General features: G+C 58.2%; 22 protein-coding genes and 3 pseudogenes. 10 read left to right on the forward strand and 15 right to left on the reverse strand.

The window, feature by feature from the left end; all coding sequences use genetic code 11:
• The first annotated feature begins 349 nt into the window (after positions 1 to 349).
• Together mgtA and KTH07_RS00180 are read left to right on the forward strand one after the other, a co-directional pair.
• Complete coding sequence (mgtA, locus tag KTH07_RS00175) at positions 350 to 3058, forward strand: magnesium-translocating P-type ATPase (RefSeq protein ID WP_032620944.1); 2709 nt, start codon at positions 350 to 352, stop codon at positions 3056 to 3058.
• A 202-nt stretch (positions 3059 to 3260) separates the two neighbouring features.
• The gene (locus tag KTH07_RS00180) at positions 3261 to 5645 is read left to right on the forward strand and encodes a beta-N-acetylhexosaminidase (RefSeq protein ID WP_032620840.1); all 2385 of its coding nucleotides are present in this window, start codon (positions 3261 to 3263) and stop codon (positions 5643 to 5645) included.
• Positions 5646 to 5730: 85 nt separating this feature from the next.
• Here the strand turns inward: KTH07_RS00180 and gbpA are convergent, their stop codons facing one another.
• The 5 genes from gbpA to KTH07_RS00205 form a co-directional block, all read right to left on the reverse strand.
• Positions 5731 to 7179 (reverse strand): N-acetylglucosamine-binding protein GbpA, encoded by a 1449-nt coding sequence (gbpA, locus tag KTH07_RS00185; protein WP_032634094.1) that lies wholly within the window; start codon positions 7177 to 7179, stop codon positions 5731 to 5733.
• A gap of 137 nt (positions 7180 to 7316) precedes the next feature.
• Positions 7317 to 7703, reverse strand: coding sequence for a 2-iminobutanoate/2-iminopropanoate deaminase (gene ridA, locus KTH07_RS00190; RefSeq protein ID WP_003863373.1), 387 nt, complete (start codon positions 7701 to 7703; stop codon positions 7317 to 7319).
• Positions 7704 to 7776: 73 nt separating this feature from the next.
• On the reverse strand, positions 7777 to 8238 hold the full coding sequence (gene pyrI / locus KTH07_RS00195) for an aspartate carbamoyltransferase regulatory subunit (protein ID WP_003863370.1): 462 nt from the start codon (positions 8236 to 8238) through the stop codon (positions 7777 to 7779).
• 12 nt (positions 8239 to 8250) lie between these two features.
• Positions 8251 to 9183: an aspartate carbamoyltransferase gene (gene pyrB / locus KTH07_RS00200; RefSeq protein WP_003863368.1), complete on the reverse strand. Its 933-nt coding sequence runs from the start codon at positions 9181 to 9183 to the stop codon at positions 8251 to 8253.
• A gap of 34 nt (positions 9184 to 9217) precedes the next feature.
• Complete coding sequence (locus tag KTH07_RS00205; protein ID WP_071524139.1) at positions 9218 to 9322, reverse strand: pyrBI operon leader peptide; 105 nt, start codon at positions 9320 to 9322, stop codon at positions 9218 to 9220.
• Here KTH07_RS00205 and KTH07_RS00210 point away from each other — a divergent pair.
• Positions 9302 to 9419 (forward strand): annotated as a pseudogene (locus tag KTH07_RS00210) (hypothetical protein). The gene KTH07_RS00205 and the pseudogene KTH07_RS00210 sit on opposite strands and share 21 nt — an antisense overlap.
• 3 nt (positions 9420 to 9422) lie before the next feature.
• Here the strand turns inward: KTH07_RS00210 and KTH07_RS00215 are convergent.
• The 5 genes and pseudogenes from KTH07_RS00215 to arcA form a co-directional block, all read right to left on the reverse strand.
• Positions 9423 to 9902, reverse strand: coding sequence for an arginine repressor (locus KTH07_RS00215; RefSeq protein WP_003863366.1), 480 nt, complete (start codon positions 9900 to 9902; stop codon positions 9423 to 9425).
• An 80-nt stretch (positions 9903 to 9982) separates the two neighbouring features.
• Positions 9983 to 11386: a YfcC family protein gene (locus KTH07_RS00220; protein ID WP_003863365.1), complete on the reverse strand. Its 1404-nt coding sequence runs from the start codon at positions 11384 to 11386 to the stop codon at positions 9983 to 9985.
• Between the two features lie 46 nt (positions 11387 to 11432).
• A pseudogene (argF, locus tag KTH07_RS00225) lies at positions 11433 to 12438 on the reverse strand (ornithine carbamoyltransferase).
• Positions 12439 to 12559: 121 nt separating this feature from the next.
• Positions 12560 to 13471 carry a carbamate kinase gene (gene arcC / locus KTH07_RS00230; protein ID WP_023302988.1) on the reverse strand — a complete coding sequence of 304 codons (912 nt, stop codon included), beginning with the start codon at positions 13469 to 13471 and terminating at the stop codon, positions 12560 to 12562.
• Positions 13472 to 13481: 10 nt separating this feature from the next.
• Positions 13482 to 14702 (reverse strand): arginine deiminase, encoded by a 1221-nt coding sequence (gene arcA / locus KTH07_RS00235; RefSeq protein WP_023302989.1) that lies wholly within the window; start codon positions 14700 to 14702, stop codon positions 13482 to 13484.
• Positions 14703 to 15377: 675 nt separating this feature from the next.
• On the opposite strand from arcA, the gene KTH07_RS00240 reads away from it, so the two are divergent.
• The 5 genes and pseudogenes from KTH07_RS00240 to KTH07_RS00260 all read left to right on the forward strand — a co-directional run bounded on the left by KTH07_RS00240 (position 15378) and on the right by KTH07_RS00260 (position 22190).
• Positions 15378 to 15830 carry a YhcH/YjgK/YiaL family protein gene (locus KTH07_RS00240; RefSeq protein ID WP_023302990.1) on the forward strand — a complete coding sequence of 151 codons (453 nt, stop codon included), beginning with the start codon at positions 15378 to 15380 and terminating at the stop codon, positions 15828 to 15830.
• A gap of 237 nt (positions 15831 to 16067) precedes the next feature.
• Positions 16068 to 16977: pseudogene (gene yagE, locus KTH07_RS00245) on the forward strand (2-keto-3-deoxygluconate aldolase).
• A 14-nt stretch (positions 16978 to 16991) separates the two neighbouring features.
• On the forward strand, positions 16992 to 18959 hold the full coding sequence (gene yagF, locus KTH07_RS00250; protein WP_063162004.1) for a xylonate dehydratase YagF: 1968 nt from the start codon (positions 16992 to 16994) through the stop codon (positions 18957 to 18959).
• Between the two features lie 226 nt (positions 18960 to 19185).
• Entirely contained in the window at positions 19186 to 20568 is a 1383-nt protein-coding gene (locus KTH07_RS00255; RefSeq protein ID WP_017694629.1) for an MFS transporter, read from the forward strand.
• 11 nt (positions 20569 to 20579) lie between these two features.
• Entirely contained in the window at positions 20580 to 22190 is a 1611-nt protein-coding gene (locus KTH07_RS00260; RefSeq protein ID WP_063162005.1) for a glycoside hydrolase family 43 protein, read from the forward strand.
• A 4-nt stretch (positions 22191 to 22194) separates the two neighbouring features.
• On the opposite strand, the gene xynR is transcribed toward KTH07_RS00260, so the two are convergent.
• The 5 genes from xynR to KTH07_RS00285 form a co-directional block, all read right to left on the reverse strand.
• Positions 22195 to 22953: a DNA-binding transcriptional repressor XynR gene (xynR, locus tag KTH07_RS00265; protein WP_023302994.1), complete on the reverse strand. Its 759-nt coding sequence runs from the start codon at positions 22951 to 22953 to the stop codon at positions 22195 to 22197.
• A 393-nt stretch (positions 22954 to 23346) separates the two neighbouring features.
• Positions 23347 to 23598, reverse strand: a complete 252-nt coding sequence (locus KTH07_RS23410; protein WP_254360260.1) for a hypothetical protein — start codon at positions 23596 to 23598, stop codon at positions 23347 to 23349.
• 1 nt (position 23599) lies between these two features.
• A complete protein-coding gene (locus tag KTH07_RS00275) occupies positions 23600 to 23962 on the reverse strand; it encodes a hypothetical protein (protein WP_017383896.1) in 363 nt (120 codons plus the stop codon).
• Between the two features lie 279 nt (positions 23963 to 24241).
• Positions 24242 to 25246, reverse strand: a complete 1005-nt coding sequence (gene argF, locus KTH07_RS00280) for an ornithine carbamoyltransferase (protein WP_023302995.1) — start codon at positions 25244 to 25246, stop codon at positions 24242 to 24244.
• Entirely contained in the window at positions 25216 to 25311 is a 96-nt protein-coding gene (locus tag KTH07_RS00285; RefSeq protein ID WP_213704808.1) for a hypothetical protein, read from the reverse strand. Before KTH07_RS00285 ends, argF (KTH07_RS00280) begins: the two co-directional genes overlap by 31 nt.
• Before the next feature lie 99 nt (positions 25312 to 25410).
• Here KTH07_RS00285 and rraB point away from each other — a divergent pair, with 99 nt between their 5' ends.
• Together rraB and miaE are read left to right on the forward strand one after the other, a co-directional pair.
• Positions 25411 to 25836: a ribonuclease E inhibitor RraB gene (gene rraB / locus KTH07_RS00290; protein WP_017694625.1), complete on the forward strand. Its 426-nt coding sequence runs from the start codon at positions 25411 to 25413 to the stop codon at positions 25834 to 25836.
• 47 nt (positions 25837 to 25883) lie between these two features.
• Positions 25884 to 26642, forward strand: a complete 759-nt coding sequence (miaE, locus tag KTH07_RS00295; RefSeq protein ID WP_023302996.1) for a tRNA isopentenyl-2-thiomethyl-A-37 hydroxylase MiaE — start codon at positions 25884 to 25886, stop codon at positions 26640 to 26642.
• The last annotated feature ends 3 nt before the right edge of the window (positions 26643 to 26645 follow it).

Consider the following 26645-nt stretch of genomic DNA (forward strand, 5'->3'; position numbering starts at 1 on the left):
AGCCTAATGCTATCCTGCGAATTCGCTATGGGCAAAGTCTGGTTTACGTTCGGTTTATTTGCAGGGCGTTATAATACCGCCCGATTAGTCACAAACGGTATGGATAAATCACTATACTGCGTGCCGATACCCAACTTTTTACTTACCGGAGGCCACATGGATCCCGATCCCACACCTCTCCTGACCAGGAGAAAACCTTCTTTCCGGTAAGCCAGCCTTTTGCTGTCTCACCGGCGTGAGGCAGCAACGTTCATACGTTCCTGCTTGATAAATTAAGTGCCTGACAGGTACGGCTTTGCCACGCCTGCGGGAAAACTGCGTCCGCCTTTGCGGATGCGGGGGAATGACTATGCTGAAAAATATCACCCGGCAGCTGCAAGCGCTGCTGAGCCGTCACCTGCCACATCGCCTGATTGCGCGCGATCCGCTGCCAAATGCCAACACCATGGCGGGAGCGGCAATCCCCGCTTCCCTGACCGAGCGCTGCCTGAACGTGGCGGCGATGGATGAAAACGAAGTCTGGCGCGCCTTTGGCGGCCACCCGGAAGGGCTGAACGCGCAAGAAGTGTTAAAAATCCGCGCGGAACATGGCGATAACCAGATCCCGGCGCAGAAACCCTCTCCCTGGTGGGTCCACCTGTGGCTCTGCTACCGCAATCCGTTCAACCTGCTGCTGACGGTGCTCGGGATTATCTCTTACGCCACTGAAGATCTGTTTGCCGCAGGCGTGATTGCCCTGATGGTGGGGATCTCCACGCTGCTGAACTTTATTCAGGAAGCGCGCTCCACCAAAGCGGCGGACGCCCTGAAAGCAATGGTCAGCAACACCGCCACCGTGTCGCGCGTGATTAACGACCTCGGCGAGAACGCCTGGATTGAGCTTCCCATTGACCAGCTGGTGCCGGGCGATCTGGTGAAGCTGGCGGCGGGGGACATGATCCCAGCGGATTTACGCGTCATCCAGGCGCGGGATCTGTTCGTCGCGCAGGCGTCACTCACCGGTGAATCCCTGCCCGTAGAGAAGGTAGCGCGGACCCGCGATCCGCAGCAGATGAACCCGCTGGAGTGCGACACCCTGTGCTTTATGGGCACCACGGTGGTCAGCGGCACCGCGCAGGCGATTGTCACCGCCACCGGCGGCAATACCTGGTTTGGACAGCTTGCCGGACGCGTCAGCGAGCAGGAGAGCGAGCCGAATGCGTTCCAGAAAGGCATTGGCCGCGTCAGCATGCTGCTGATCCGCTTTATGATGGTCATGACGCCGATTGTCCTGCTGATCAACGGCTACACCAAAGGCGACTGGTGGGAGGCGGCGCTGTTCGCGCTCTCCGTGGCCGTTGGCTTAACGCCGGAAATGCTGCCGATGATTGTCACCTCCACGCTGGCGCGCGGGGCGGTCAAACTCTCTAAACAAAAGGTGATTGTTAAACACCTCGACGCCATCCAGAACTTTGGCGCGATGGACATCCTTTGCACCGATAAAACCGGCACCCTGACGCAGGACAAAATCGTGCTGGAGAACCACACCGATATCGCCGGAAAGACCAGCGAACGGGTGCTGTACAGCGCGTGGCTGAACAGCCACTATCAGACCGGGCTGAAAAACCTGCTCGACGTGGCGGTGCTGGAAGGGGTGGACGAGGAGTCTGCCCGCACGCTCTCCGGTCGCTGGCAGAAGGTGGATGAAATCCCGTTCGACTTCGAGCGCCGCCGCATGTCGGTGGTGGTCAGCGAGCAGGCGGACGTACATCAGCTGATCTGCAAAGGGGCATTGCAGGAGATCCTGAATGTTTCCACGCAGGTGCGCCATAACGGCGAGATCGTGCCGCTGGATGAGACCATGCTGCGCCGCATCAAACGCGTCACCGATAACCTGAACCGTCAGGGGCTGCGCGTGGTGGCAGTAGCCAGCAAGTTCCTGCCTGCGCGGGAAGGTGACTACCAGCGTATCGATGAATCCGATTTGATCCTCGAAGGTTACATCGCATTCCTCGATCCGCCGAAAGAGACCACCGCGCCGGCGCTAAAAGCGCTGAAAGCGAGCGGTATCACCGTCAAAATCCTCACCGGCGACAGCGAGCTGGTGGCGGCCAAAGTGTGCCACGAAGTCGGCCTGGACGCGGGCGACGTCGTCGTGGGGAGCGACATTGAGCACCTGTCCGACGATGAGCTGGCCGAGCTTGCCCAACGCACCACGCTGTTTGCCCGCCTGACGCCGATGCATAAAGAGCGCATCGTCACTCTGCTGCGTCGCGAAGGGCACGTAGTGGGCTTTATGGGCGACGGCATCAACGATGCGCCAGCCCTGCGTGCGGCGGATATCGGTATCTCCGTGGACGGCGCGGTGGATATTGCCCGCGAAGCGGCGGATATCATTCTGCTGGAAAAGAGCCTGATGGTGCTGGAAGAGGGCGTCATCGAAGGGCGTCGCACCTTCGCCAATATGCTCAAATACATCAAAATGACCGCCAGCTCCAACTTCGGCAACGTCTTCAGCGTGCTGGTAGCGAGCGCGTTTCTGCCGTTTCTGCCGATGCTGCCGCTGCACCTGCTGATCCAGAACCTGATGTACGATGTCTCTCAGGTGGCGATCCCGTTTGATAACGTGGACGACGAGCAGATCCAGAAGCCGCAGCGCTGGAACCCCGCCGATCTGGGGCGCTTTATGCTGTTCTTTGGGCCGATCAGCTCTATCTTCGACATTCTGACCTTCTGCCTGATGTGGTTTGTGTTCCATGCGAATACGCCAGAACACCAGACGCTGTTCCAGTCCGGCTGGTTCGTGGTGGGACTGCTGTCTCAGACGCTGATTGTGCACATGATCCGCACCCGTCGCATTCCGTTTATCCAGAGCCGTGCCGCGTGGCCGCTGATTGTGATGACGGGCATTGTAATGGCGCTCGGGATCGCGCTGCCGTTCTCGCCGCTGGCAAGCTACCTGCAACTTCAGGCGCTGCCGCTGAGCTACTTCCCGTGGCTGGTGGCGATCCTCGCGGGCTACATGGTGCTGACGCAGATGGTGAAAGGGTTCTATAGCCGTCGGTATGGGTGGCAGTAAATTATGTTTGCCGGGTGGCGGCTTCGCCTTACCCGGCCTACTCCCGAAACGTAGGCCCGGTAAGCGCAGCGCCACCGGGCAATAGCTTTCCTCCCAAATTCAACAACCTGTGATCTCCGTCGGCGCATTCGCTTGACGACAATTTGAGCGCATGTTAACAGAATGTTTTGCCTGTATTTGGCCCGTCAGATAAGGAACATTCATGTTACGGTACAGCCTCTTAACCGCCGGGCTCATGCTCGGCGCCTCCGCCTTTGCCGCCCCGGCAGGCGACCTTCCCTTAATGCCCTGGCCTGCGAAGGTTGAACGCCCGACCACTCAGGGCGCGCTGGTGCTTAACAATCAACTCTCTGTGAGCGTCAGCGGCGACGATCTGGGGGATGCGGTCAACCGCCTGCGCCAGCGCATTGCGCTGCAAACCGGCTGGACGCTACAGCCGCAGGCCGAAAAACCTGACAAGCCGACCATCCGCATCGCCATCGCCAAAAAGGTGAAGCCGCAGCCGCTGCCTGACAGCGATGAGAGCTATAAACTCACGGTGGACGCCAACGGCGTAAATATCTCTGCCAACACCCGCTTCGGCGCGCTGCGCGCCATGGAAACCTTGCTTCAGCTGATGCAGAACGGCGCCGAAAACACCTCGATCCCGTGGGTGACCATTGAAGATTCGCCGCGCTTCCCGTGGCGCGGGCTGCTGCTCGATTCGGCGCGCCACTTCCTCCCGATTCCGGATATTAAACGCCAGATCGACGGCATGGCCGCGGCCAAACTCAACGTCCTGCACTGGCATTTGACGGACGATCAGGGCTGGCGCTTCAGCTCAAAGCGCTACCCTAAGCTGACCCAGCTTGCCAGCGATGGGCTGTTCTACACCCCGGAGCAGATGCGCGAGATTGTGCGTTACGCTGCCGAGCGGGGCATACGCGTGGTGCCGGAAATTGATATGCCGGGCCACGCCTCGGCGATTGCCGTCGCCTACCCGGAGCTGATGAGCGCGCCGGGGCCGTACGCCATGGAGCGCCACTGGGGCGTGCTAAAGCCGGTGCTGGATCCAACCAAAGAGGCAACTTATACCTTTGCCGACGCGATGGTCAGCGAACTGGCGGCGATCTTCCCGGATCCGTATCTGCATATTGGCGGCGATGAGGTTGACGACAGCCAGTGGAAAGCGAACGCTGCGATCCAGACGTTTATGCGCGACAACAAACTGGCGGACAGCCACGCGTTGCAGGCGTATTTCAACCGCAAGCTGGAGACGATCCTTGAGAAGCACCACCGGCAGATGGTTGGCTGGGATGAGATCTACCATCCCGATCTGCCGAAAAGCATTCTGATCCAGTCCTGGCAGGGACAGGACGCGCTGGGGCAGGTGGCGCAGAACGGCTATAAGGGCATTCTCTCAACCGGTTTCTACCTCGATCAGCCGCAATCCACCGCCTACCACTACCGCAATGAAATTGTGCCGCAGGGGCTGAACGGCGTGGATGTGATAGCGGACACCGACAGCGTCCAGAGCTGGGCTTTCTCCATGCCGCGTCTGAAAGGCAAGCCGGTGGAAGGCAGCTTTACGCTGGTGAAAGGCGATGCCGGGTGGCGCGGATTTATTGATTTTGCCGGGAAATCGCGTCGGGCGGTGGAGAACATTCAGTGGCGGGACGACAACCAGGTAACGTTTACCGTTGATACCTGGATGGGTGAAACGCGTCCGGTCGTTTCCGTTGAGAACGATAAGCTCAGCGGCTATTTCCTGGTGGGTAACGCCCGCTACCCGATCGACGGCACGCGTCTGGACGCGGTGCCAAAAGGCATACCGCCGGTGGTGCCGGACCCGGCGAACGAGGCCAATCTGCTCGGCGGCGAAGCCGCGCTGTGGGCGGAAAACGTGGTCGCGCCGGTGCTTGATATCCGTCTGTGGCCGCGCGCCTTTGCGGTGGCGGAGCGGCTATGGTCGGCGAAGGACGTCAACGACATCGACAACATGTATACCCGGCTCCAGGCGATGGACAGCTGGTCGACGGTGTCGGCTGGACTACAGCAGCATACCCAGCAGCAGGTGCAGTTCACGCGCCTCGCCAACAATGCGGATACCCTGCCGCTGCAAATTCTCGCCCAGGCGCTTGAACCGGCGCAGTATTACACCCGCCAGCATCTTAAGTTCCAGGCCGGAAACTATCATCAGTTTGAGCCGCTCAACCGGCTCGCTGACGCGCTAAACGCGGAAAGTGCGATCGTGCGTCAGATGAATAAATGGGCGGACCGTCTGGTGAGCGACGCGGAAGACACGGAAAGCGCCGACGCGCTGCGCCACGTCTTTAACCGCTGGCAGAACAACACCAGCGATGCGCTGGCCTTGAGCGAAAACAGCTATCAGCTGAAGGCGATCAAGCCGGTGATTCAGGAGGTGGACAAGCTTTCGTCGATTGGCCTGAGGCTGACGGATCTGGTGGCGCGCCAGGGCACGCTGGACGACAACGAGATCGCGTCGATCCAGAGCGAACTGGATAATGCGGCGAAGATCCAGGACGAGGTGGTGATTGCGGCGGTTTACCCGCTGGAAACGCTGCTGCGTGCGACGCGGAATCAGTAACAAATGCGCCCGGTGGCGCTACGCTTACCGGGCCTACGTGACGTGTAGGCCCGGCAAACGAAGTGCCGCCGGGCGTGAAGGCAACTCAGTTCTTCAGCACCCACGCCTCTCTCCAGTGCGCGCCCACGCCTGGCTCAAACTGGTTTGCGGTTGGGCTGTACTGCACGCAGTAGCCGCTATACGGGAACGGTTTACACTCGTAGGTCTTACCGTTTTTAGGCTGTAACACCACGGTGCCCGCTTTGTAAGAGGCAATGCTGTCCGGGAAGATAAAGTCATGCGGGCCGCTGCTGTCCGCCGCGTCGCTTTCCAGCATCAGGTTTAGCACGTCCTGCGCGAACAGGGTGCCGTCTTTGTTGGTGGCGTAGTATTTCAGCATATGGTGGCCCGCCGTGACGTCAGTCAGCGTCATGGTCACGTTTTGATTGACGTTATTCATATCCTGCTTCAGGTAACCTTTTTCGGCACCGTGGTGGTTCATCACGTGCGCTTCAAAATTAACGTCACCCTGCGTGTTCACATGGAAGGTTACAATCACATTGCCATGTTCGATTTTGCTGTATTGCAGATCGGAAACGGCGATGGTCTCGCTCACCTGCGCTTTTTGCTCTTCATAAGAGATGGCAACGGATTTCAGCGTGCTGCCGTCTTTCACGAATACGCTGTTGGCGCCGTGAACCGGACTAATTTCACCGGCTTCATCTTTCACACCGACGCGGACATCGCTATGAGCGGTGTTGATCTTCTGCGCCAGATCGTAGGACCACTGGTTAGCGTCGCCTTGTTCTGAAGAGCCGATGGTCATTTCAGTACGCAGGGCGGCAACTTCCCCGTTGGCGTCGAAGAAGCGTGCAATCACTTTATCGCCCACGTTCAGGTTATTCCCGGCAATCTGTCCGCTCAGGGTTTTACTCCACTGGGATATTACCGCTGGGGTATCGTCCGGCGTGACGTTGCCGCCGTTACCGAAATCAACGTCAATGGCCTGATAGAAACTGTTTGTGGTATCCGCAATTTCCCACACGCCATAAATAACCTGGTAGCCCGTACGTTCCGGGACATTACAGGTCTTGGATTTTGTCATGGACGGTGCCTGACCATTCCCGTTAATAGTACAGAACGGCGTTAATTCGAACTGGTCACGGGTCAGCGGTTTATTGGGGTCCCAGTTTTGTTTGGTAATGTAATAACGCCAGTTGGTGGTTTTATGCGGCGCGGTATGGTGCCAGACAAATTCATGCGGGCCTGCCGTCATGGGGCTTTTAGTCCAGGCGTTCAGGCTCTGCTTATCAAGCTGGGAGTAGCTGGCAATACCGGCGCTGGCAAGCTGGCCGTCAGGCGGCATTGCGCCCGTCGGGAAGCCGGAGGTCTTTTCTACGCTCTGCGGTTCATATTGTACAGAGCCACAGTCAATATTCTGGCCGAGCTTACACATATAAGCGCGGCTGGCGGGGGATTCTATATATCCGTGTGCAAGTGCGGAAGACGCAACCGCTAATGTGGCAACGGCCAGCGCGATCTTAGAGAGTTTCATTCTTCATCCATTAATTAGAATATAACAAGGCAGCGTCAGTCTATTAATGGAGTGGGGGATGCGTCATTGCCTGGAGAGAGTAAAAATGGTCGCAATAAAAAAGGCAGCCTGAGCTGCCTTCTCTTTATTGAAATAAATTAGCGACGTACGGCAATCGCTTCAATTTCAATTTTTACGTCTTTTGGCAGACGCGCCACTTCCACACAGGAGCGCGCCGGGAAGGTGGCGTTGTGCTCGGTGAAGAACGCTTCATAAGTGGCGTTGACGGTGGCGAAATCGTTCAGATCTTTCACGAACACGGTGGTTTTGACGATATCGCCCACTTTCAGGCCGGCAGATTCGACGATCGCCTGCACGTTTTCCAGCGACTGACGCGCCTGCGCCGCTACGTCGGCTGGCACTTCACCGGTTTTTGGGTTCACTGGGATCTGACCAGAAGTGATGATCATGCTGCCCAGATCAACGCCCTGAACGTATGGGCCGATAGCCGCTGGTGCATTTTCCGTCGCGAGTACTTTGCTCATTTTTTCTCCAGAATTACAGCGTTAAGAATGTTCCCGGCCATTATAACAGCCGGGATTTCATTACCAACCTCAATTAGTTGGCCAGCACCACATAATGAGAAAACTCTTTTTCGCAGTATTTGCATTTGAGTGCAATGTCATTGGCGCGTTTTTTCACTGCGAAACTGGAGGAAACCGGCTCAGCATGACTGATGCAGTTGCTGTTCGGGCAGACCAGCACGCTTTCGATGCGATCCGGCAGGCTTGGGCGGGATTTGCCCACCACGTCGTAATCGTCGATGCGGTTAACCGTGGCGTCCGGCGCGTACAGAGACAGCTGGTTGACCTGCTCGTCGGTCAGGAAGGTATTCTCGATTTTGATCAGGTCTTTACGGCCCATTTCGCCCGACGGCAGGTTCAGGCCGATGGTGATGCGCTGGTCGGTTTCAGTCAGTTTGAACAGCGTCAGCAGCTTAAAGCCCACCTGCGCAGGGATGTGGTCAATCACGGTGCCACGCTTGATGGCTTCAACCTGGAGTTTGTTATCGTGTGTCATGGTCGTCTCCCCTTACAGAGCTAATTCGCGATTCAGAACCAGTGCCAGTAACGCCTGGCGGGCGAAGATGCCGTTTCCGGCCTGCTGGAAGTACCAGGCGTGCGGCGTTTTATCCACGTCTGTGGTGATCTCATCGATGCGCGGCAGCGGGTGCAGCACCTTCATGTTGTCGCGCGCGCCCTCGAGGTCGCTGGCGCGCAGGACGAACTGCGCCTTCACGTTGGCGTACTCGGATGGGTCAAGACGCTCTTTCTGCACGCGGGTCATGTAGAGAATATCCACGTTGCCCATCACTTCTTCTATGCTGGCGTGCAGGCTCCACGCGATGCCTTTTTCGTCCAGCATATCGAGAATGTACTGCGGCATCGCCAGCGCGTCCGGCGCGATGAAGAAGAAGCGGTTGCCGTTAAATTTCGCCAGCGCCTGGGTCAGGGAATGGACGGTGCGGCCATATTTCAGGTCGCCGACCATGGCGATGTTCAGGTTCTCAAGCGTGCCCTGCGTCTCCTGAATGGTGAACAGATCCAGCAGGGTCTGCGTCGGGTGCTGGTTGGCACCGTCACCGGCGTTCAGCACCGGAATCCCGCCGGAAAACTCGGTCGCCAGACGCGCCGCGCCCTCCTGCGGGTGGCGCATCACAATCGCGTCCACGTAGGTGCTGATGACTGAAATGGTATCCGCCAGGGTCTCGCCTTTTTTGCCCAGCGACGTGTTGCTGCTGTCCGAGAAGCCCACCACGCTCGCGCCCAGGCGGTGCATGGAGGTTTCGAAGGAGAGGCGGGTGCGGGTGGAGGCCTCGAAGAAGCAGCTCGCAATCACCTTGTGCTTCAGCAGCTCCGGTTGCGGATTGGCCTTCAGTTTTGCCGCGGTTTCCAGAACCAGTTCCAGCTCTTCGCGGCTGAGGTCGTTTATGGAAATGATGTGTTTTTGATAAAGCGGATTCATGTTTATCTCCTGACGCCGGGCAAAAAAAAGGCCCTCAAATGAGGGGCTCTGGGAATAGGTTTAGCAACGGGAAGAAAAACGGCAGGCCAGCGTCTGATTTCAGACGCGGTAAGACGATATGTCGTACACGCTTGACCATGCTTCCTCCCGGCAAATTGTCGGGCATTATACGCAGCTCGCTTTTGGGATCAAGCGATTTAATGCACGCTTTACTCAATGCAAACGGTTCTTTATGAATATTAATGCGTTCTGAGTAAATAATTAATTTGCTTATGCACCAGTGCGGTGCGCTTCACCACGCGGGGGGCGACCCAGACGATACTGCTTCCGGCCACCACGCCTAAAATTTCCGGTAACTGGTGATAATCCAGAATACGCGCCACCGCGCGGCCATATCCGGCGACGGTATGGATAAGGATAAATTCGCTGTTGTGCTCCACGCTCACCACCATTTCAGAGACGGTACGCGCCGCGTCGGGGGCCGGGCGCAGCTGGGGATTCAGCGAATAAATCTTTAGCCCTTTGGCATTGCGAATTTTTATGACACCGAGCAACTTGAGCAGACGTGAAACGGTGGACTGGCTGATGGTCTCAAAACCCCGCTCCTGTAAGTCGCGGCGGATCTCCTCCTGGGAGAGATAGCTCTTTTCCGCGATCAGACGCTGGCAGACCGTTAGCTGTAGTTGCTCTTTGGGAGAGTACTCTTCGTAATCCATCATAGTTCCCATATCAGTTCCCGAAATAACCGGTGGCACTGCACCGATCCGTAGGCCGGATAAGCGCAGCGCCATCCGGCAAATTACAACAGGGCGCCCAGGCTTAACGCCACCATAATCACCACCGTTAAAATCCCCAGCAGCGGCGCGACCCATTTCAGATAGCGCACGTAGGGCACGCGGGCGATAGCCAGCCCGCCCATCACGACGGCAGAGGTGGGAGTGATCAGGTTAACGATGCCGGACGCCGACTGGTAAGCCGTAACCACCAGGTCGCGGTTGACGTTAGCGAAATCGGCAAGGGGCGCCATGATCGGCATCGTCAGAACGGCCAGGCCGGACGAAGAAGGCACAAGAAACGACAGCACCACTTCCAGCCAGTACATCACGTTGATGAACGCCACCGTCGACAATCCGGTGACCATTCCCTCGGCGCTGTGCAAAATGGTGTGGGTAATCATGCCCTTATCCATGATCACTACGATACCGCGCGCGATGCCGATAATCAGCGCGACGCCCAGCAAATCTCGCGCGCCGTTGATAAAGGTTGAGGTCAGCTCCTCTTCGCTCATGCGGGCGATCAGCCCGACGATAATCGCGCTGGCGAGGAACACCGCCGAGATCTCCGCCATCCACCAGCCCAGCACCGCCACGCCGTAGATCATCACCGCGAAGGCGAGGGCGAAGATCACCAGGATGAGTTTGCGCACCGGGGTAAACTCCAGCGACTGCTCGCCCTTGTTGCCGAGGAAGTGGGCGCGGTTCTCTTCCTGCTTATCCGCCACGATCGACAGCGACGGATCCTTGCGCACCTTGCGGGCATAGCGCATTACCCACGCCACGCAGATGATCCAGCCGATCACCAGCAGCGCGATGCGCAACATGATGCCGTTGGTGAAGGGGATCCCGGCGGCGTTGGCGGCGATCACCGTGGCGAACGGGTTGATGGTGGAGCCGAGGGTGCCGATCCCCGCGCCGAGCAGCACGGTGGACGCAGCAACCACCGGATCGAACCGCGCCGCCAGCATCACCGGCACCAGTAAGGTATAGAAGGGCAGCGACTCTTCTGCCATGCCGTAAATCGTGCCGCCTGCGGCAAACAGCGCCATCAGGATCGGGATCATCCACTCTTCGCGTCCGCGCAGCCGGGTGGTGACGCGCTCGATCCCGGCGTCTATCGCCCCGGTTTTAGTGACGATCCCGAGGAATCCCCCGATGATCAGAATAAACAGCGCCACGTCGATGGCCCCGGCCTGGCCGGACTCCGGATCGTACAGCCCGGCAATCGGCGCCATCAGCACCGAAACCAGCCCCTGCGGGTGCGCTGCCACGTGCGCGTAGGTGCCAGCAACCGGCACTTCTTTACCGAGCGCCTCGTTCATTGCCATATGGTACTGCCCGGCCGGAACAATCCACGTCAGCACGGCAACCACGGCAATCAGAAAAAAGAGAATGGTGTAAGCGGAGGGAAACTTGAACTTGCCCATGATGTTCTCCTGAACCCGGCGCACCCCGCGGCGCGCCGGGCGGTGATTAGTCGCCGAGTGTCGCCACCATGACCGCTTTAATGGTGTGCATGCGGTTCTCTGCTTCGTCGAAGACGATGGAGTTCGGTGATTCGAAGACCTCTTCCGTCACTTCCAGCCCCTTCAGGCCGTACGCCATTTCGATTTCGCGGCCCACTTTGGTGTGCTCGTTGTGGAACGCCGGCAGGCAGTGCATGAACTTGACGTTCGGGTTACCGGTGGCCTTCATCACGTCCGCGTTAATCTGATATGGCTTCATCAGGCTGACGCGCTCGGCCCAGGCCTCCTTCGGCTCACCCATGGAAACCCACACGTCGGTGTAGAGGAAATCGGTGCCCTGCACGCCTTCCTCCACGTCGTCGGTGAGGGTGATGCGCGCGCCGGTCTCTTTGGCGATGGCGCGGCACTGCTCAACCAGGCCCGCCTCCGGCCAGAAAGATTTCGGTGCAACCAGGCGGATATCCATCCCCATTTTGGCCGCGCCGACCATTAGCGAATTACCCATGTTGTTCCGCGCATCGCCCAGGTAAGCAAAGCTCAGCTCCGGCAGGGTTTTGCCCGGAGAGTGCTCCAGCATGGTCATCAGGTCGGCGAGAATTTGGGTGGGGTGGAACTCGTCGGTCAGGCCGTTCCACACCGGCACGCCCGCGTACTCGCCCAGCTCTTCAACGATGGCCTGGCCGTAGCCGCGATACTCGATGCCGTCATACATGCGGCCCAGCACGCGCGCGGTGTCCTTCATCGACTCTTTGTGGCCAATCTGCGAACCGCTTGGGCCGAGGTAGGTGACCTGCGCGCCCTGGTCGAACGCACCCACTTCGAAGGCGCAGCGGGTGCGGGTGGAGGTTTTTTTCAAAGATCAGGGCGATGTTTTTCCCGACCAGGGTTTGTTTTTCGCGTCCGGCTTTTTTGGCGGCCTTCAGCTCGATGGCGAGATCGATCAGGTACTGGATCTCCGCCGGGGTGTAGTCCAGCAGTTTCAGGAAGTTGCGGTTTTTCAGGTTAATGGTCATGGGGAAATCCTTTTTAAAATTTGTGCTGTCTGATGCCCTCACCCCGGCCCTCTCCCGCAGGGAGAGGGGGCGTGCATTCCCTCTCCCTTTGGGAGAGGGTTAGGGTGAGGGGGAAAACGACTCAGTTACGAATCAATGTGCCTTTCTCGCCCGCCAGGATCTCCGCGCCGTCGGCCAGCGCGCCGATCCCGGCAATGCCGTTGCAGGCCTCAACAAACTCGCGGCAGGCGGCCACTTTCGGCCCCATCGATCCGGAGTCGAACTGCATGCCTCTGAGCAGCTCCGGCGTCACCTGCGCCAGCGGACGTTGGGTTGGCTTGCCCCAGTCGAGGTACACCGCGTCGGCATCGGTGAGGATCAGCAGGGCATCGGCCTCGATCTGGCGCGCCAGCAGGGCGGCGGAGAGGTCTTTGTCGATCACCGCCTCGATCCCGCGATAGCCGTTGGCGTTTTCCACTACCGGCACGCCACCGCCGCCGTTGCAGATCACCAGGTGGTCGCGCTGAATCAGCGCCGTGATGGCGTCGCTCTCGACGATGCGCTTCGGCTGCGGCGACGGCACCACGCGGCGGAAGTAGCTGCCGTCGGCCTTAAACACCCAGCCTTTTTCCGCGGCCAGCGCTTTAGCCTGGGCTTCGCTGTAGACCGGGCCGATGTACTTGGTCGGGTTGCTGAACGCCGGGTCGGCGGCGTCCACTTCCACCTGCGTGAGCAGGACGCTGACCTCGCGCTGGGGCAGATTGTTTTTCAGCGCCTGCTGGAGCATGTAGCCGATCATTCCCTGGCTTTCGGCGCCAAGAACGTCCAGCGGGTAGGGAGTGACTTTGTCGTAGGCGCTGTTTTGCAGCGCCAGCAGTCCGACCTGCGGGCCGTTGCCGTGCACCAGCACCACGCGCCACTGTTCCGTTAAGCCGGCGATGGTGCGGGCGGCCTGCTCAATGTTCTGGCGCTGGATGTCCGCTTCAAGCGGCTCGCCGCGCTTGAGCAGCGCGTTGCCGCCAAGGGCCACAACCAGAGTGGGTTTTCGTTCCATGATGGCTCCTTTAAATTCCGTCGCGTTCCAGTGGGCAGCTCATGCAGCGCGCGCCGCCGCGACCGCGTCCCAGCTCGTCGCCCGGGATCGGCAGCACGGTGATGCCCGCTTTGTCGTACTTCTCGTTGGTCCAGACGTTGCGCTCGTAGCCGATCACCACGCCCGGGCGGAGGGTCAGGACGTTGTTAGCGTCGTTCCACTGCTCGCGTTCGGCTTCAAAGGCGTCGCCGCCGGTGGTGATCAGGCGGACGTGGTTAATGCCGAGGGCTTTCTCGATGGCGTGCAGCAGGTCGGTTTCCTGGGTGCGCAGCAGGCCGCCGCGTCCGTCCGGGGTGAGCGTCCAGCACTGGGCGTCCTTGCGCACCACTTCCGGGTAAACGGAGAAGGTGTCAACGTCGATGTGGGTCATGACTGTGTCGAGGTGCATGCAGGAGCGGTGTTTTGGCAGCTCAACGGCAATCACGCGCTCGGCCTGGCGGTGTTTAAACAGGCTGTTGGCGAGGAACTCCACGCCCTGCGGCGTCGTGCGCTCGGACATGCCGATCAATACCGCTCCGCGGCCAATCACTAATACGTCGCCGCCTTCTAATGTGGCGTGGTCGTAATTAATATTCTCGTCGCCGAAATACTTAATAAACTCGCCGTCGGCAAATGCGGGGTGCCAGCGATATATTGCCCGCAGGTTATTGGTTTCACGCTGGCGGGCGGGTTTCGCCATCGGATTAATGGAGACGCCGTTATATATCCAGCAGGAGGTATCGCGGGTAAATAAGTGGTTCGGCAGCGGCTTCATAATAAAATCATTCGCCGTGTGGGTATCGACCACCATATTTTTAATAGCCGCAGGAATTTCACCGTAGGTTAATCCACCGCTCAATCTGCGCGCCAGTTCGCGATGCGGCATATCCGCCAGCCAGCCGCGCACGTCGGCGGCAAAGGTTGGCCCCAGGCGATAGTCGGAGATTTGTGTTTCAAGAAGCCAGTCTTTTGCTTCCGCAATATCAAGCGTTTGCGTAAGAAGGTCGGTCAACAGCAGGACTTCCACACCCTGCTTGCGCAGCGTGTTTGCGAAGATGTCATGCTCTTCACCCGCCCGTTCAACCGAGAGCACGTCATCAAATAGCAGCTCCTGACAGTTTGAGGGGGTTAACCGTTTCAGACTTAAATTAGGACGGTGCAGCATAACGCTACGCAATTGACCAATTTCAGAACCGACGTAATGCTTTTCCATAATTATTCCTTTAACTTTTTTTCAGAATAAAAAGGGCATGCGCCATGTGATGTGTTTAATTTCATGGCGGCTAAGCTCAATTGATTTCGTGATTTATAGTAGGCGCTTAAATAATGGTTATTGTGACATTGCTCACGCGAAAACCGATATTGAGCAGTTTATTTTCAATTGCATGATTCGTATCAGATAATGATTAATTTCATATTATTAAGGGATGAATAGCTAAGCAGGAACGGGTGGCAATATTTGAAGTTGTTATTATTTTGTAGAATCACACGCTTTGAAATATTTAGTTATGTTGTTGATTTTAATGGATAAAATGTTGTCACGGGAATAGCTATGCAATAATGACAGTTAACTATTTTTCATTTAAGAGAAATCAATAAATAATTATGGATTTTTAAAGGAAATAACCAAAGTGGTAAAGTGTGATACACCAACAGGTTTTGTGGGTTATGTTTTAAATTCAGTGAGTTAGATCCTATGTGCAAAGTGCATGAAATGAGGTTATGCATAACCACTGCATAAATGCCTGTGTGCAATTAACAGTGGATTAACACATTTCCCGATAAACATGCGCTGACGCAAATCTTGTCAAAAAAGGGCTGGTATGGAAGAGGCAATTCTCGTATAAAACATAAAAATGAAACAATGTTTTAATCTGAGGGTTGTATCATGATTATTGGCAATATTCATCATCTCCAGTCCTGGTTGCCAGAAGAGCTGCGCCAGGCCATTGAGCACGTTAAGGCCCACGTCACCGACGCAACGCCGACCGGTAAGCACGACATCAATGGCAACAGCCTGTTTTATCTGGTTTCGGAGGACATGACCCAGCCGTTCGCCGAGCGTCGCGCTGAATACCATGCACGCTATCTGGATATTCAGATTGTGCTAAGAGGTCAGGAAGGGATGACCTTCAGTACCCTGCCGCACGGTACGCCGGACACCGACTGGCTGGCGGACAAAGACATCGCGTTCCTGCCGGAAGGCGAGCAGGAGAAAACCGTGGTGCTGAGCGAAGGGGATTTTGTAGTGTTCTGGCCGGGCGAAGTGCATAAGCCGCTGTGCGCGGCGGGAGCGCCGGCGCAGGTGCGTAAGGTTGTGGTGAAGATGCTGGTAGAGTAACCCCCTCACCCCGGCCCTCTCCCAAGGGGAGAGGGTGTAAAAGTTCCCTCTCCCCTTGGGAGAGGGTTAGGGTGAGGGCACCAGACCGCACCCACGCATAATGTGATCCAGCTTAAACTTCCCGCACTCCCTCATCCCTTCCCATTTACCTGCGCTTTTTCTGCGTCATAGTATGATCGTTAAATTAATGAACTCCGTTCTATAATGTAGAACAAAATGTTTCAACAAGGAGATCTCATGCCGCAGTCCGCGTTGTTCACGGGTATCATTCCCCCTGTCTCCACCATTTTTACCGCCGATGGCCAGCTCGATAAACCGGGTACCGCCGCGCTGATCGACGATCTGATTGCTGCGGGCGTCGACGGCCTGTTCTTCCTTGGGCAGCGGCGGCGAGTTCTCCCAGCTCAGCGCCGAAGAGCGTAAAACCATTGCTCGGTTTGCGATCGATCATGTCGATCGTCGCGTGCCGGTTCTGATCGGCACCGGCGGCACCAACGCCCGGGAAACCATTGAGCTGAGCCAGCACGCGCAGCAGGCGGGCGCGGACGGCATCGTGGTGATCAACCCTTACTACTGGAAAGTGTCGGAAGCGAACCTGATCCGCTATTTCGAGCAGGTGGCCGACAGCGTCACGCTGCCGGTGATGCTCTATAACTTCCCGGCGCTGACCGGGCAGGATCTGCCCCCGGCGCTGGTGAAAACCCTGGCCGACTCGCGCAGTAACATCGTCGGCATCAAAGACACCATCGATTCCGTCGCCCACCTGCGCAGCATGATCCACACCGTTAAAGGCGCCCATCCTCATTTCACGGTGCTGTGCGGCTACGACGATCATCTGTTTAATACCCTGCTGCTAGGCGGCGACGGGGCGATCTCGGCCAGCGGCAACTTTGCCCCACAGGTGTCGGTAAATCTTCTGAAAGCCTGGCGGGATAACGACGTGGCGAAAGCGGCTGAGTATCATCAGACCCTGCTGCAAATCCCGCAGATGTATCAGCTGGATACGCCGTTTGTGAACGTCATTAAAGAGGCGATCGTGCTCTGCGGTCGTCCGATTTCTACGCACGTCCTGCCGCCAGCCTCGCCGCTGGACGAGCCGCGCAAGGCGCAGCTGAAAACCCTGTTACAACAGCTCAAACTCTGCTGAGCCGGACGATAACGATGACCATTGAGAAAATTTTCACCCCACAGGACGATGCGTTTTATGCGGTGAACACCCACGCGGCGGGGCCGCAGGGCACGCTGCCGCTGACCCCGCAGATGCTGATGGAATCCCCCAGCGGCAACCTGTTCGGTATGACGCAGAACGCCGGGATGGGCTGGGATGCCAACAAGCTCACCGGCAAAGAGGTGCTGATCATCGGCACCCAGGGCGGCATCCGCGCCGGAGACGGACGCCCGGTCGCGCTGGGCTACCACACCGGACACTGGGAGATCGGCATGCAGATGCAGGCGGCGGCGAAGGAGATCACCCGCAACGGCGGGATCCCGTTCGCCGCCTTCGTCAGCGATCCGTGCGACGGTCGCTCGCAGGGCACGCACGGCATGTTCGACTCCCTGCCGTACCGCAACGACGCGGCGATCGTGTTTCGCCGCCTGATCCGCTCCCTGCCGACGCGCCGGGCGGTGATCGGCGTGGCAACCTGCGATAAAGGGCTGCCCGCCACCATGATTGCGCTGGCTTCCATGCACGATCTGCCGACCATTCTGGTGCCGGGCGGGGCGACGCTGCCGCCCACCGTGGGGGAAGATGCGGGCAAAGTGCAGACCATCGGCGCGCGCTTCGCCAACCATGAGCTCTCCTTGCAGGAGGCCGCCGAGCTGGGCTGTCGCGCCTGCGCGTCGCCGGGCGGCGGGTGTCAGTTCCTCGGTACGGCGGGCACCTCGCAGGTAGTGGCGGAGGCGCTGGGTCTGGCGCTGCCGCACTCTGCACTGGCGCCGTCCGGGCAGGCGGTGTGGCTGGAGATCGCCCGCCAGTCGGCACGCGCGGTCAGTGAACTGGATAACCGTGGCATCACCACGCGCGATATCCTCACCGACAAAGCCATCGAAAACGCGATGGTGATCCACGCGGCGTTCGGCGGCTCCACCAATTTACTGCTGCATATTCCGGCCATCGCCCACGCAGCGGGCTGCACTATTCCGGACGTTGAGCACTGGACGCGCGTCAACCGCAGGGTGCCTCGCCTGGTAAGCGTGCTGCCCAACGGCCCGGACTATCACCCGACCGTGCGCGCCTTCCTCGCGGGCGGCGTGCCGGAGGTGATGCTCCACCTGCGCGATCTCGGCCTGTTGAATCTGGACGCCATGACCGTCACTGGCCAGACAGTGGGCGAGAACCTCGACTGGTGGCAGAGCTCGGAGCGCCGTAAGCGCTTCCGCCAGTGCCTGCGCGAGCAGGACGGCGTGGAGCCGGATGACGTGATCCTGCCGCCGGAGAAGGCAAAAGCGAAAGGGCTGACCTCGACGGTCTGCTTCCCGACGGGCAACATCGCGCCGGAAGGATCGGTGATCAAGGCCACGGCGATCGACCCGTCGGTGGTGGGTGAAGATGGCGTTTACCGCCACACTGGCCGGGTGCGGGTGTTTGTCTCGGAGGCGCAGGCGATCAGGGCCATCAAGCGGGAAGAGATTAAGCAGGGCGATATCATGGTGGTGATCGGCGGTGGCCCGTCCGGCACCGGCATGGAAGAGACCTACCAGCTTACCTCCGCGCTGAAGCATATCTCGTGGGGCAAGACGGTGTCGTTAATCACCGATGCGCGCTTCTCGGGCGTGTCGACGGGGGCCTGCTTCGGCCACGTATCGCCGGAGGCGCTGGCGGGAGGGCCGATTGGTAAGCTGCGCGATAACGACATCATTGAGATTGCCGTGGACCGCCTGACTCTGACCGGTAGCGTGAACTTCATCGGTACCGCGGACAACCCGCTGACGCCGGAAGAGGGCGCGCGCGAGCTGGCGCGGCGGCAGACGCACCCGGACCTGCACGCTCACGACTTTTTGCCGGACGATACCCGGCTGTGGGCGGCATTACAGTCCGTGAGTGGCGGCACCTGGAAAGGCTGTATTTATGACACCGATAAAATCATTGAGGTAATTAACGCCGGTAAAAAAGCACTCGGCATTTAATTATTTTCTGAGAGAAAGTCGTCTGCGGAAAATATTCCGCGGGCGGTTTTTGCTTGTCTTTAATTTTATAATTTAAACAATGACTTATGATATATCGTTGGCGTCACAAAAGCGAAATAACGTAATTCAGAAATAAGATATGACCATTGCTGGTTAATTGAGCATCTCATTACACTCCATTAACACGATGTTGTAATTCAGCACACTACATAAGGGTGTAATTCTGATGACGCAATTAACCATGAAAGACAAAATTGGCTACGGGCTGGGTGATACCGCCTGCGGCTTCGTCTGGCAGGCCACGATGTTCCTGCTGGCCTATTTCTACACCGACGTGTTCGGTCTCTCCGCGGGCATAATGGGGACGCTGTTTTTAGTTTCCCGCGTGCTCGACGCCGTGACCGATCCGCTGATGGGGCTGCTGGTAGACCGCACCCGCACCCGCTACGGCCAGTTCCGCCCGTTCCTGCTGTGGGGCGCCATCCCGTTTGGCATCGTCTGCATGCTGACCTTCTACACGCCGGACTTCTCCGCGCAGGGCAAAATCATCTACGCCTGCGTGACCTACATTCTGCTGACTCTGGTCTACACCTTCGTTAACGTCCCGTACTGTGCCATGCCGGGGGTGATCACCGCCGACCCGAAAGAGCGTCATGCCCTTCAGTCCTGGCGTTTCTTCCTCGCCGCCGCTGGGTCGCTCGCCATCAGCGGCATCGCGCTGCCGCTGGTCAGCATCATCGGCAAAGGGAACGAGCAGGTGGGCTATTTCGGCGCCATGTGCGTGCTGGGTCTGAGCGGCGTGGTCCTGCTTTATGTCTGCTTCTTCACCACCAAAGAGCGCTACACCTTTGAAGTGCAGCCTGGCTCGTCGGTGGCGAAAGATCTTAAGCTGCTGCTGGGCAACGGCCAGTGGCGGATCATGTGCGCCTTCAAGATGATGGCGACCTGCTCCAACGTGGTGCGCGGCGGGGCGACGCTCTACTTCGTGAAATACGTGATGGATCACCCGGAGATGGCGACCCAGTTTTTACTCTACGGCAGCCTCGCCACCATGTTCGGCTCGCTCTGCTCGTCTCGTCTGCTGGGCCGCTTCGACCGCGTCACCGCCTTTAAGTGGATCATCGTCGCTTACTCTCTGATTAGCCTGCTGATCTTCTTCACGCCGGCGGAGCATATTGCCCTGATTTTCGCCCTCAACATCCTGTTCCTGTTCGTCTTTAACACCACCACGCCGCTACAGTGGCTGATGGCCTCTGACGTGGTGGATTACGAAGAAAGCCGCAGCGGGCGACGCCTGGACGGGCTGGTGTTCTCCACCTACCTGTTCAGCCTGAAGATTGGCCTGGCAATTGGCGGGGCAGTAGTGGGCTGGATCCTGGCGTACGTGAACTACTCCGCCAGCAGCAGCGTGCAGCCGGTCGAGGTGCTGACCACCATCAAAATTCTGTTCTGCGTGGTGCCCGTGGTGCTCTATGCGGGCATGTTCATCATGCTGTCGTTTTATAAGCTCACCGACGCCCGCGTGGAGGCCATCAGCCAGCAGCTGATCAAGCACCGCGCGGCGCAGGGCGAGGCCATTCCCGACGCCGCGACAGCCGCATCCCATTAACCGGAGGCAACATGGAAATCACTAACCCGATACTCACCGGCTTCAACCCGGACCCGTCCCTGTGCCGCCAGGGCGAGGACTACTACATCGCCACCTCGACCTTCGAGTGGTTCCCGGGCGTGCGCATCTATCACTCCCGCGACCTGAAAAACTGGTCGCTGGTCAGCACCCCGCTGGACCGTGTGTCGATGCTGGACATGAAGGGCAACCCGGACTCCGGCGGTATCTGGGCACCGTGCCTGAGCTACGCCGACGGCAAATTCTGGCTGCTCTACACCGACGTGAAGATTGTCGATTCGCCGTGGAAAAATGGCCGCAACTTCCTCGTCACCGCGCCGTCCATTGAGGGGCCATGGAGCGAGCCGGTCCCGATGGGCAACGGCGGGTTCGATCCGTCCCTGTTCCACGACGACGATGGCCGCAAATACTACCTCTACCGCCCGTGGGGGCCGCGCCATCACAGCAACCCGCACAACACCATCGTGATGCAGGAGTTTGACCCGCAGACCGGCACCCTCTCGCCCGAGCGCAAAACGCTGTTTACCGGCACGCCGCTCTGCTACACCGAAGGGGCGCATCTTTATCGCCACGCGGGATGGTACTACCTGATGGTTGCCGAAGGCGGCACCAGCTACGAGCACGCCGTCGTGGTGCTGCGTGCAAAAACCATCGACGGGCCGTACGAGCTTCACCCGGACGTGACGATGATGACCAGCTGGCACCTGCCGGAGAACCCGCTGCAAAAGAGCGGCCACGGCTCGCTGCTGCAAACCCACACCGGGGAGTGGTATATGGCCTACCTTACCAGCCGCCCGCTGCGCCTGCCCGGCGTGCCGCTGCTGGCCTCCGGCGGACGCGGCTACTGTCCGCTGGGGCGCGAGACCGGCATTGCCCGCATTGAATGGCGCGATGGCTGGCCGTACGTGGAAGGCGGCAAGCACGCGCAGCTGACCGTGAAAGGCCCGCAGGTGGCGGAGCAGCCTGGCGCCGCTCAGGGTAGCTGGCGGGATGATTTCGACGGCAGCACGCTTGACCCTGAATTGCAGACTCTGCGCATTCCGTTCGACGACACCCTCGGCTCGCTCACCGCGCGCCCCGGCTATTTACGGTTGTACGGCAACGACTCGCTCAACTCGACCTTTACCCAGTCGACCGTGGCGCGCCGCTGGCAGCACTTCACCTTCCGGGCCGAGACGCGGATGCAGTTCTCGCCGGTGCACTTCCAGCAGAGCGCGGGGCTGACCTGCTACTACAACAGCAAAAACTGGAGCTACTGCTTTGTGGACTACGAGGGGGGGCAGGGCAGAACGATTAAGGTGATCCAGCTTGACCACAACGTGCCGTCATGGCCGCTGCACGAGCAGCCGATTCCGGTGCCGGAACAGGCTGAGAGCGTCTGGCTCCGGGTGGATGTGGATAGGCTGGTCTACCGCTACAGCTACTCGTTCGACGGCGAGACGTGGCATGCCGTGCCGGTGACGTATGAGGCGTGGAAGCTGTCGGATGACTATATTGGCGGGCGCGGCTTCTTCACCGGCGCGTTTGTGGGACTGCACTGCGAGGACATCAGCGGCGACGGCTGCCACGCTGACTTCGACTACTTCACCTACGAGCAGGTCTGACGGCTCAGGCCGGGTAGCCCAGCGCGCGTGAGAGCTGGAGCCCGGCCTGCTGAAGCTGCTCGCGGAAATCAGCCAGCTCTGCGTCGTCCACGCGGGAGGTCAGCGTCGACAGGCTCAGGGCGGCGATGACGCGGGACTCGTGGTTCCACACCGGCACCGCCACGCAGCGCACGCCCTGCTCGTTCTCTTCGCTGTCCAGGGCGTAGCCTTGTTCGCGGGTCCGCGTCAGGGCTGCCATTAACGCTTCGCGGGAGGCGAGGGTAGCGGGCGTAAAGGTGGTGTACTGATAGCCCTCCAGCAGGGCATTCAGCTCGGCCTCGCCCAGCCAGGCAATCAACACTTTGCCGATGGCGGTGGCGTGAACCGGCAGGCGGCGGCCAATGCGCGAATAGGCGATGGCGGCCAGCTTGCCTTCAATCTTCTCGATATAAACCCCTTCACGCCCGTCCAGGATCCCCAGATGGGTGGTCTGCCCGGTCCGCTGGGACAGCTCCGTCAGCCAGCCTTTCGCCTTCTGCCGAATATCGATGGAGCCCACGACAAAATGACCGCGCTCGACCAGCTTCATGCCGAGGCGATACTTGCCGTTCTCGGGGTTCTGATCGATATAGCCGTGAAGTTGCAGGGTTTTCAGCAGCGAGTGGAGGGTACTCTTGCTCAGCCCCATCAGTTTGCTGATGTCGGTGATCTTAAGCTCGGTGGCCTGCTCGTTGAACAGGTCGAGGATCTGCAACGCACGTTCAACAGACTGAATAATCGGCATAATGCTGGTATGTCCACGCTGGAATTAAGGCGAAAACGTACCTTTTTTCGGGGTGAAAAATCAATTGAGTAGAGCGGGTTGTGGGAGAAAGGGCATCAGCCGCATCGTCGCCTGATTTGCCCGGCGGCGCTGCGCTTGCACGGGCCTACGGGTTTTGTAGGCCGGGTAAGCGCAGCGCCACCCGGCTACATTATTGTTAGCGGGGGAATCAATTATTATCCCGAGCGGCGACAGACTGAATTTTCCAGATCCCATCTTCTTTAACCATGCAATCAATGACTGTGTGCTGGGTCTTTTTGCCAAACGTGATATTCACGTTTACACAGACCGGGTCTGAATCATACGAATCAATAGCCACATTCTCAGCCCAGTCCTCGCCGATATATTGCGATTTCATAAAAAAAAATCAGCCTCGTAAAATTCAGCGTCGGCATAACGGGGATCGTCTGCATGACGTAATTTTTTCATGGTGCTGGCCGTAACGAACTTATCGATTTCATTTCCCTGTTGGATGGGATAACGATCGTTGTTCACTTGTTTCATGTACCAGCGATTGAATTCAAGAGCGCGCTGCATCGGTATCTGAAAATCTTCGGCCCCCAATGCTGCTGTGCTGAATAACACAATTAAGATGAGCTTATTCATATTAATAATGCCTGTATAAGGTTATTGCTGGCTGAAGTTGGCGATAGGTTGGCCCCGGGTACAGTGTTCTCTGTTTAAAATCTGAATACCAGGTTCCAGCGCCATCGTAAATACAGACATGCCCGTACTGATTCGGGCCGGGCAAGGCATCAATCACCGCGATATCCCCCTCTATGGGAGTGCCATAGACTTTTGAGAATCCTGCTTTTTCAAGAGAACGCCAGAAATCCTTAGCGTTTGCCCCTTCGATTTTAAGCCCTCCGGCTCGAATGGCGGCGGCGATTGCTCGAGCGCAATAGTGTCCAGTATGGGTTAGTGCGTGGCTACGGGCGTATGACACAGCTTCATGTTTATTCCATGACATAAAAAAATCCTTATTAATGAAATGCAGCAATAAGGAAATATTACGCCGATAATATACGGTGTTTTGTAATTGATAATGACCTGATATTAACCATTATCTACTCAGTAAATAATGGTTAATAAAAACATAAATACCTATTATGGTTAATGCGTATCTGAGAAAGCGTCAGTAAAATGAATTTTTCTGCCTGACGATAACGCTGTTGTCGTTTTTAGGTTTTTCTCCCTCTTCCTGTGGGAGAGGGCCGGGGTGAGGGGCACCAGCCCTCAGAGGACCCAATCACTCCCCAAGCGTCGCCACCATCACCGCCTTAATCGTATGCATCCGGTTTTCCGCCTGGTCGAACACGATGCTCGCCGGCGACTCAAACACCTCGTCCGTCACTTCCATCCCGCCGTGCAGATCGAACTCTTTCGCCATCTGCTTGCCGAGCGTGGTCTGGTCGTTATGGAACGCCGGCAGACAGTGCAGGAACTTCACGTCCGGGTTGCCGGTGAGCGCCATCATCTGCGCGTTCACCTGATACCCGCGCAGCAGCGCGATACGCTCCGCCCACTTCTCTTTGGCTTCGCCCATCGACACCCACACGTCGGTATAGATAAAGTCCGCGCCCTTCACGCCCGCCGCCACGTCTTCCGTCAGGGTGATTTTCCCGCCGTGCTTCTCCGCCAGCGCGCTGCACTCTGCCACCAGGCTCTCTTCCGGCCAACAGGCTTTCGGGGCCACCAGGCGCAGATCCAGCCCCGTCAGCGCCGCCGCTTCCAGCATCGAGTTGCCCATGTTGTTGCGCGCGTCGCCCGCGTAGACCAGCGTCATCTCGTTAAACGCCTTGCCCGGCAGGTGCTCCTGCATGGTCAGCAGGTCCGCCAGCAGCTGCGTCGGGTGGAACTCGTTGGTCAGCCCGTTCCATACCGGCACGCCCGCATACTGCGCCAGCGTTTCGACGACTTCCTGGCCGTGCCCGCGATACTGAATGCCGTCGTACATCCGCCCGAGCACGCGCGCGGTGTCCTTAATTGACTCTTTATGCCCAATCTGGCTGCCGCTCGGCCCTAAATAGGTAACGCGAGCGCCCTGGTCAAATGCGGCAACTTCGAAAGAGCAACGGGTACGGGTCGAGTCTTTTTCGAAGATGAGCGCGATGTTTTTACCGGTAAGCTTCTGTACTTCCTTGCCATTTTTTTTATCGGCTTTGAGCTGTGCGGCAAGGGTCAGCAGAGAGGTGAACTGTGCAGGGGTAAAATCGAGCAATTTCAGAAAGTGTTTCTTGTACAGATCAGACATTTTATCCTCGCATGGCGAATGCCACTTATTGAATTAAAATTCACTTTATATGTGTAATTATTCATTTGCAACCCCGTTTCACAAATCTTTCTAACAAAGGTGGAGGCAAACCCGTCCGTGTGTGAAAATAGAAGTATCTGCCGCACTTTAAAGAGGATTGACCCATGGCAAACCCGGAATTACTGGAAGAGCAACGCGAAGAGACGCGTCTGATTATTGAAGAACTGCTGGAAGACGGTAGCGATCCGGACGCGCTGTACACCATCGAGCACCATTTCTCTGCGGACGACTTTGAAGCGCTGGAAAAAATGGCCGTGGAAGCCTTCAAGCTGGGTTACGAAGTGACCGAGCCGGAAGAGCTGGAAGTGGAAGAGGGCGACACCGTCATCTGCTGCGACATCCTGAGCGAAGGCGCGCTGAAGGCGGAGCTGATCGACGCGCAGGTAGAACAGCTGATGAACCTGGCCGAGAAGTTTGAGGTGGAATACGACGGCTGGGGAACCTACTTCGAAGATCCGAACGGTGAAGACGGCGAAGAAGGCGACGACGAAGATTACGTCGACGAAGACGACGACGGCGTGCGTCACTAAGCGTTTCAGGCGGTGGCGCGCGCCACCGCTTTTTTCAAGGCAGAACCATGGATTACCCGCAGATACTCGCCCCCGTACTCAACTTCCTCCAGTGCCCGACCCCGCAAGCATGGATTGATAAAGCCCGCGACCCGGCGAACCTGCCGCTGCTGCTCACCGACCACATGGTGTGCGAGCTCAAGGCCGCCCAGACCGCGCTGCTGCTGGTGCGTAAATACGTCGCCGACGAAAGCGGTGCCGACGCGCTGCTCGACTGGCTCAAGCCCTACGAACAGTTCACCTTCCGCGACGGCCCGGAGCCGGACTTTATCGCCCTGCACAGGCAGATTGGCAAAAGCGTGATGCCCAAAACCGACGACCCGTGGGGCCAGGCGCTCATCGACAGCATGGTGCTGCTGATTAAAGAGGAGCTGCACCATTTCTGGCAGGTGCGTGAGGCGATGCTGGCCCGCGACATTCCGTACGTCAAAATCACCGCCAGCCGCTACGCCAAAGGGATGCTGAAGGACGTGCGCACCCACGAGCCGCTGACGCTGCTCGACAAGCTCATCTGCGGCGCCTACATCGAAGCCCGCTCCTGCGAACGCTTCGCCACGCTGGCCCCGTTCCTCGACGATGACTTACAGAAGTTCTATCTCTCGCTGCTGCGCTCGGAAGCGCGCCATTATCAGGACTACCTGACGCTGGCCCGGCGGGTGAGCGACGACGATATCTCACCGCGCATAAAGCTTTTTGGCGAAATTGAAGCCACACTTATCTCGACACCGGACAACGAGTTTCGCTTCCACAGCGGCGTGCCGGTGTAAACC

The sequence above is a fragment of the Enterobacter cloacae complex sp. ECL72 genome (assembly GCF_019056635.1).
Classification (GTDB): Bacteria; Pseudomonadota; Gammaproteobacteria; order Enterobacterales; family Enterobacteriaceae; genus Enterobacter; species Enterobacter hormaechei_C.